This window comes from Lysobacter sp. Hz25 (assembly GCF_046097045.1).
In the GTDB taxonomy this organism is placed as follows: Bacteria; Pseudomonadota; Gammaproteobacteria; order Xanthomonadales; family Xanthomonadaceae; genus Lysobacter; species Lysobacter antibioticus_B.
In genome coordinates this window covers 1,185,839-1,192,385 of record NZ_CP175666.1, presented here as the reverse complement: position 1 = coordinate 1,192,385, position 6,547 = coordinate 1,185,839, and the positions used below count along the sequence as shown (strand labels likewise).

General features: G+C 66.3%; 8 protein-coding genes. 4 read left to right on the top strand and 4 right to left on the bottom strand.

The window, feature by feature from the left end:
- Positions 1-296: 296 nt before the first annotated feature.
- From rraA to ACKN61_RS04940, 3 genes are all read right to left on the bottom strand, one after another.
- Positions 297-722, bottom strand: a complete 426-nt coding sequence (rraA, locus tag ACKN61_RS04950) for a ribonuclease E activity regulator RraA (RefSeq protein ID WP_408952563.1) — start codon at positions 720-722, stop codon at positions 297-299.
- Between the two features lie 44 nt (positions 723-766).
- Positions 767-1,447 carry a ribulose-phosphate 3-epimerase gene (gene rpe, locus ACKN61_RS04945; protein WP_036149824.1) on the bottom strand — a complete coding sequence of 227 codons (681 nt, stop codon included), beginning with the start codon at positions 1,445-1,447 and terminating at the stop codon, positions 767-769.
- A gap of 68 nt (positions 1,448-1,515) precedes the next feature.
- Positions 1,516-1,851, bottom strand: a complete 336-nt coding sequence (locus tag ACKN61_RS04940; RefSeq protein WP_408952562.1) for a DnaJ family molecular chaperone — start codon at positions 1,849-1,851, stop codon at positions 1,516-1,518.
- Positions 1,852-2,046: 195 nt separating this feature from the next.
- Between ACKN61_RS04940 and ACKN61_RS04935 the strand changes: the two genes are divergently transcribed.
- The 3 genes from ACKN61_RS04935 (at position 2,047) to ACKN61_RS04925 (ending at position 4,069) form a co-directional block, all read left to right on the top strand.
- Positions 2,047-2,976, top strand: a complete 930-nt coding sequence (locus ACKN61_RS04935; protein WP_057916832.1) for a phosphoribosylaminoimidazolesuccinocarboxamide synthase — start codon at positions 2,047-2,049, stop codon at positions 2,974-2,976.
- A gap of 210 nt (positions 2,977-3,186) precedes the next feature.
- Positions 3,187-3,522 (top strand): DMT family transporter, encoded by a 336-nt coding sequence (locus tag ACKN61_RS04930; protein WP_408952561.1) that lies wholly within the window; start codon positions 3,187-3,189, stop codon positions 3,520-3,522.
- Between the two features lie 55 nt (positions 3,523-3,577).
- Positions 3,578-4,069 carry a DUF962 domain-containing protein gene (locus tag ACKN61_RS04925; protein WP_408952560.1) on the top strand — a complete coding sequence of 164 codons (492 nt, stop codon included), beginning with the start codon at positions 3,578-3,580 and terminating at the stop codon, positions 4,067-4,069.
- 152 nt (positions 4,070-4,221) lie between these two features.
- On the opposite strand, the gene ACKN61_RS04920 is transcribed toward ACKN61_RS04925, so the two are convergent.
- Entirely contained in the window at positions 4,222-4,659 is a 438-nt protein-coding gene (locus ACKN61_RS04920; RefSeq protein WP_408952559.1) for a hypothetical protein, read from the bottom strand.
- A 70-nt stretch (positions 4,660-4,729) separates the two neighbouring features.
- Here ACKN61_RS04920 and ACKN61_RS04915 point away from each other — a divergent pair, with 70 nt between their 5' ends.
- A complete protein-coding gene (locus tag ACKN61_RS04915) occupies positions 4,730-5,617 on the top strand; it encodes a DMT family transporter (RefSeq protein ID WP_408952558.1) in 888 nt (295 codons plus the stop codon).
- Positions 5,618-6,547: the final 930 nt, after the last annotated feature.

Below are 6,547 nucleotides of genomic sequence, written 5' to 3'. Positions count from 1 at the left end.
TCGATAAGACGTCCCTGTCTTATCGAAAAACGGCGCACGTCCTGTGCGCCGCCCTACGGGTCTACAGTTGACCGGTAAAGCAGCAAAGCAGATCAAAGCCATAGCAAGGCAACCATTCGGGATAACGATCGCCATCAAGACGCCACGAGCGCCTGCAGGCATGACGTATACCGCCGCCATGAGAATGACGACGCAAGATTGAAATCTTGCGGTCGCGGCTCGCGCCGCTCCTCCCCTGGCGAATCAGAGCACCGTGCATTCGCGGCGACAGCCGACAGGGGCCAGCGCAAAGCGCCTCAGCGCAAAACTTCGTCCGCCAACACCACCCCATCCTCATCCGCACACAGCCAATCCCCCGGCCGGATCACCAGGCCGCCGATCTCGACCACGACGTCGCGCGCGCCCTGGCCGAGTTTGTCGGTCTTGCGCGGGCAGGTGCCCAGCGCCTTGACGCCGAGCTCCATCGCACCGATCGCGCCGCTGTCGCGGATCGCGCCGTAGACGACCACACCGGCCCAACCGTTCTCGACCGCCTTGGCCGCCAACAGATCGCCGAGCATCGCGCGGCGCGTCGAGCCGCCGCCGTCGATCACCAGCACGCGGCCGTTGCCGGCTTCGGCCACCGCCTCGCGCACCAGCGAGTTGTCTTCGTAGGCCTTGATCGTGCTGACCACACCGTCGAAGGCCAGGCGCCCGCCGTAGTCGCGCAACGGCAGGTCCAATATGCGAACCCGTGCCTCATGCAGATCGCACAGGTCGCAGGTGTTCATCCGCGCACCGCCGCGACCGCCGCCTTCATCTTGCCGATCACTTCGGCATAGTCGGGCGCGTTGAACACCGCCGAACCGGCGACGAAAGTGTCGGCGCCCGCCGCGGCGATCTCGGCGATGTTATCGGTCTTGACGCCGCCGTCGATCTCCAGCCGGATCGCGCGACCGCTGTTGTCGATGCGTTCGCGCACGCGGCGCAGCTTATCCAACGCCGAAGGAATGAAGCTCTGGCCGCCGAAGCCGGGATTCACCGACATCAACAACACCAGGTCCAGGTCCTCAAGCACCCAGTCGAGCACTTCGATCGGCGTGGCCGGATTCAAGACCAGGCCGGCCTGGCAGCCGTGCGACTTGATCAACTGGATCGTGCGATGCACGTGGCCGCTGGCTTCGGGGTGGAAGCTGATGATGCTGGCACCGGCCTTGGCGAAGTCGGGAACGATGCGGTCGACCGGCTCGACCATCAGGTGCACGTCGATCGGCGCGGTCACGCCGTGCTTGCGCAGCGCCTCGCAGATCATCGGGCCGATGGTCAGGTTCGGTACGTAATGGTTGTCCATGACGTCGAAATGGACCCAGTCGGCGCCGGCCTTGAGGACGTTGTCGACCTCCTCGCCGAGCTTGGCGAAGTTGGCCGAGAGGATCGAAGGGGCGATGACGGTGGATTGCAGGGACATGCGACAGGGCCGGTACGGACAGGCGGCCATTGTCGCCTCCCCCAGCCGGGGGGCCAAGCGCGGACGGATCAGCGGCGCTGGCGCAAGGTCTTGATGCGGTCGTAAGCGCGGTTGATCTCGCGGGCCCGCTGCTCGGCTTGGTTACGCAGTTCGGGGGCGGCCTGGGTGACCCGGTCCGGGTGGTACTGCGCCATCAGCCGGCGGTAGGCCTGGTCGACCTCGCTGTCGCTGGCGTCGGTGGTCAGGCCCAGCACCGCATAGGGGTTGTCGCCGCGCAGCTTGAACCAGTCGGTATCGAAGGCGTGGCCGATCAACAGGCCGATGATGGCCCCCAGGAAGGGGTTGCCGCGCAGCAGCGCCGCGCCGGCGAAGAAACCCAGCAATTTGCCGTACCAGCGCTTCATCCGCGCCCATCGTCCCGGGCCGTTCGCGGCCCGTCCAGGCCCCTGCGGGCCGCCGGACCCCAGTCTACCTGCACGCGGGCGCCAGCCGGCGTACACTGCCCGGCCCCGTCGCGCCTGCGCGCGCGAGCCGTCCGGCTCCGGCGGCGCGAAGCGATGGGGGAATCATCTATGCCGCCGCCATCAGGGGTCCCCACGTTGACGACCACACTGCTGCAATCCGAACTGCCCGGCCTGCCCTTGCGCCACCGCGGCAAGGTCCGCGATGTCTTCGACCTTCCGGCCGATCGCCTGCCCGCGGGCGCCGCTCCGGGCGGCGACTGTCTGTTGATGGTCGCCACCGACCGCCTCAGCGCGTTCGACGTCGTGCTGCCCGACCCGATCCCGGGCAAGGGCGAGATGCTCTGCCAGATCAGCAACTTCTGGTTCGGCAAGACCGCGCACATCATTCCCAACCACCTGACCGGGATCGACGTCGCCGCCGTGCTGCCCGAGGGCGTCGACGCCCGCCTCTACGCCAAGCGCACGGTCGTGACCAAACGGCTCAAGCCGGTGCCGATCGAGTGCATCGCGCGCGGTTATCTGATCGGCAGCGGCTGGAAAGATTACCAGCGCACCGGCCGGGTCAGCGGCATCGCCCTGCCGAGCGGCCTGCGCCAGGCCGAGCAATTGCCCGAGCCGATCTTCACCCCCTCGACCAAGGCCGCCGTCGGCGACCACGACGAGAACATCGATTTCGACACCGCCGTGCGCACGGTCGGCGCCGGGCTCGCCGAAGCGGTGCGCGATGCGACCCTGCGCCTGTATCGCTACGCCGCCGACTACGCGGCCGAACGCGGCATCCTGCTGGCCGACACCAAGTTCGAGTTCGGCACCGACGCCGACGGCCGTCTCTACGTCATGGACGAAATGCTGACGCCGGACTCTTCGCGCTATTGGCCCGCCGACCAGTACCAGGTCGGCACCAGCCCGCCGAGCTACGACAAGCAATTCGTGCGCGATTACCTGGAGACGCTGGGTTGGGACAAGACCCCGCCGGGTCCGAACCTGCCGGCCGAAGTGATCGAGCGCACCCGCGCGAAGTACGCCGAGGCGCTGCAGAAACTCGCCGGCATCTCGATCGACTGACACCTCACCGGCCCGCACACGCGGGCCGGTTCGGTTTTAAGCGCGCCGCACCGGGGCCTGCCCGGCCAATCGCGTGCGCAGGCGCGGCCAACCTGCACGCACGCGCCTCATGCGCCGCGCGATCCGCGCCACACTCGGGGCCCGACCACGGATTCAGCCCTGCCGCCATGCGCGTTACCCTGGCCCGATCGTCTCTCTCGCGAGAACCGCATGAATATCGGCTACCTGTACCTGAGCATCGCGATCGCCGCCGAAGTGGTGGCGACCAGCGCGCTCAAGGCCTCCGAAGGCTTCACCCGCACCGTCCCCTCGCTGATCGTCGGCATCGGCTACGCCACCGCGTTCTATTTCCTCTCGCTGGTGCTGCGCACGGTGCCGGTCGGGGTCGCCTATGCGATCTGGTCGGGCGTCGGCATCGTCCTGATCGCCGCGATCGGCTGGCTGTTCATGAAACAGACCCTGGATGCCGGCGCGCTGGCCGGCATCGGCCTGATCGTGGCGGGGGTGGCGGTGATCCAGCTATTCTCGAAGTCCGCGGCCCACTAGCCGCAGGCACCCACCCGCGGACAGCGCGTCCGCCCCGCCGCAACGGGAGTCGACCATGAGCACCGTCGCCGAGTCGTCGTCGCAACGCCCCATCGATCGCTGGTTCGCCAGTTATTCCGGCGACCATCGCAACGCCACCAACCAGAGCATCCACGTCGTCGCGGTGCCGGCGATCCTGTGGAGCGTGATCGCCTTGCTGTGGTGCATCCCCGCCCCGGGCACGTACTTCCGCCCGGGCGCCTGGGCCGCGCTGGCGATGTTCGCCGCGCTGCTGTTCTATTACCGCGCCTCGCGCAAACTCGGCTTCGGCATGTTGGTGCAGTTCGTGGTGTTGTCGCTGATCGCGCACTGGATCGCGCAGAGCTTCGGCATCACCGTGCTGCTGTACACCGCCATCGCCGTGTTCGTGGTGGCCTGGATCGCCCAGTTCGTCGGCCACAAGATCGAAGGCAAGAAGCCGAGCTTCTTCACCGACCTGACTTATCTGCTGATCGGCCCGGCCTGGGTGCTGTCGAAGCTGTACCGCAAATTCGGCTGGTCGTACTGAGCGATCAAGAAGGGCGACCGTTGCTTCTGGGTAGGAGCGGCGCAAGCCGCGACCACGTCAATCCAATGACGTCGCCGGTCCGCTCCTGGCGATAAGCAGCCGCGATGGGTCGCCGCTTCCGCCCTCTGGGCTGATTGGCGGGTCCAAGCGCATCACAACGACTTCAGGTAATACCGCCCCAGCAAATAAACGCATAACCCCGCCTGCGCCCACAGCACCACGCAGGTCGCCGCCGACACCGGCAAGGCCCGCGACCAGCTCAGGCGCACCCCGTCGGGGCCAGGCAGATGGATGCGCACGCTGAAAGCCAAGGCCAGGCAGGACAGCACGAACGCGATCGCCGCGAACGGCCAGCCGGAGCTGGCGGCCTGGCCGTGCAGGACGATCATCGCCGTCACCGCCAGCATCGCCCACAGCACCAGCGCGAACACCACCGACCACAGCGCCGCGCCATAGGCCGGCCGCGCCTTGACCAGGTGCGATACCCAGCCGCGCAGCAGCCACGCACTCGGCATCAGCCAGAACACCAGGGCCGCGATCGCCAACATCCCCCAGACGAACGGGCCCGCGGCCTGCAACGCTTGCTTCACAATGCTTCTCCCGTCACGCCATTCGCGACCCGCTCGAGCGGCCGTCACGATAGCCCAATCGACCTCCCCCATGCCTGTTCGCGACATCGTCCTGTTGCTGCTCGTCGTCCTGTCCTGGGCGCTGAACTTCCTGACCTCGGCCTATGCGCTGCGCGAGATCCCGCCGTTGCTGTTCACCGGCCTGCGTTTCGCCCTGCTCGCCCTGCCGCTGGCCTTCTTCGTCAAACGCCCGGCGCCGGGCCAGTGGCCGCGCCTGATCGCGGTTTGCCTGTGCATCGGCGTGCTGCATTTCGGCCTGAGCTTCAGCGCGCTCAAAGCCGCCGGCGACCTGTCCTCGCCGGCCATCGTGTTGCAGAGCTATGTCCCGATGACCGCGGTGCTGGCCTGGTGGCTGCTCGGCGAACGCTTCGCCTGGCGCACGGGCGTGGCGATCGGCCTGAGTTTCGCCGGCGTGCTGGTGCTCGGCTTCGACCCGCTGGTGCTCGACAAGCCGATGGCGGTGGTGCTGATGCTGATCTCGGCCGCGTTCCTGGCCCTGGGCACGGTGCTGATGAAAGGCCTGCGCGGGCTCGACGCTTACAGCCAGCAAGGCTGGACCGCGCTGATCGCGGTGCTGCCGCTGATCGGCCTCAGCATGGCCGTCGAGCCCGGCGGCCTTGCCGCACTCGGCTCGGTCAGCTGGGTCGCCTGGCTTGGCGTGGTCTATGCCGCGTTCGTCTCGTCGCTGCTCGGCCACGGCCTGTACTACGTGCTCGTGCAGCGCCACCCGGTCGCCAAGGTCACCCCCTGGCTGCTGCTGGTGCCGGTGTTCGCCATCGCCCTAGGCGTCGTTTTCTGGGGCGACCGCCCGGGTCCGCGCCTGTGGATCGGCGGCGCCATGGTGCTCGGCGGCGTGCTGATCATCGCTTTGCGGTCGCTGGCGAAATCGCGTACGCCGGTGCCGGCTACGGATGCGTGAGCAAAGGGTAACGAAGGCTTTGCTGTTGCTGTTGCTGTTGCTGTGAAAGCTTGGCGCAGTTCCGAGCTTGCGATGCAACCGTAGACCCGGAGGGCGGCGCACAGGACGTGCGCCGTTTTTCGATAAGACAGGGACGTCTTATCGAAAAATCCCGGCGCGCGCTGTGTACTCGCAGGGGAGCCTCGTCAAGGAAAGCCCTTTTCTTTGGTTACCTTTCTTTTGGGCCAGCAAAAGAAAGTAACCCGGCCGCGTCAGCGGACGGAAGCTCTGCTCTTGCCTGTGGCTTCTGAAGAAACAAGATCAAACGCCAAAAGCTTCCGCCACTAAAGCGGCGGGTAACTTTCTTTTGTCTAAAGCAACAAAAGAAAGTCACCAAAGAAAAATGCTTTTGCTTTGAATCACAAGCCCGCGCGAGCGGTGCATACGCGGGGCTTTTTCATACGGGACATCCCTGTCCCGATGAAAAACGGCGCGCATCCCTGCGCGCCGCCCTCCGGGTCTTCCATTGCCTTCGCTAATGCGAAGCTGCGCACAGCAACAGCAGCAGCAGCAGCAGCAATCCTGCAGCTACGACGGCTCAAAGGGTAGGAGCGGCGCGAGCCGCGACCACGCAGCAACGATCGCCCGCGCCGGCAGCCGTAAGGTCGCGGTCGCGGCTCGCGCCGCTCCTACCCTTAGAAGCCGAGCCGAGCCGTTGCCGTTGCTGTAAAGAGCCTGGCGCAGTGTCGAACTTGCGATGCAACCGTAGACCCGGAGGGCGGCGCACAGGACGTGCGCCGTTTTTCGATAAGACAGGGACGTCTTATCGAAAAATCCCGGCGACAGCATCGCACTCGTGGCCTGTGCCCTTGCAAGGAGAGCCCTTTTCTTTGGTTACTTTTCTTTTGGGCTTAGCAAAAGAAAGTAACCCGGCCGCGTCAGCGGGCGGAA

Excerpts from the sequence above, each read along its gene's own strand:
- rpe (WP_036149824.1), bottom strand. The coding sequence starts at position 1,447 with ATGTCCCTGCAATCCACCGTCATCGCCCCTTCGATCCTCTCGGCCAAC.
- ACKN61_RS04940 (WP_408952562.1), bottom strand. The coding sequence starts at position 1,851 with ATGAAGCGCTGGTACGGCAAATTGCTGGGTTTCTTCGCCGGCGCGGCG.
- ACKN61_RS04925 (WP_408952560.1), top strand. The coding sequence starts at position 3,578 with ATGAGCACCGTCGCCGAGTCGTCGTCGCAACGCCCCATCGATCGCTGG.
- ACKN61_RS04930 (WP_408952561.1), top strand. The coding sequence starts at position 3,187 with ATGAATATCGGCTACCTGTACCTGAGCATCGCGATCGCCGCCGAAGTG.
- ACKN61_RS04915 (WP_408952558.1), top strand. The coding sequence starts at position 4,730 with ATGCCTGTTCGCGACATCGTCCTGTTGCTGCTCGTCGTCCTGTCCTGG.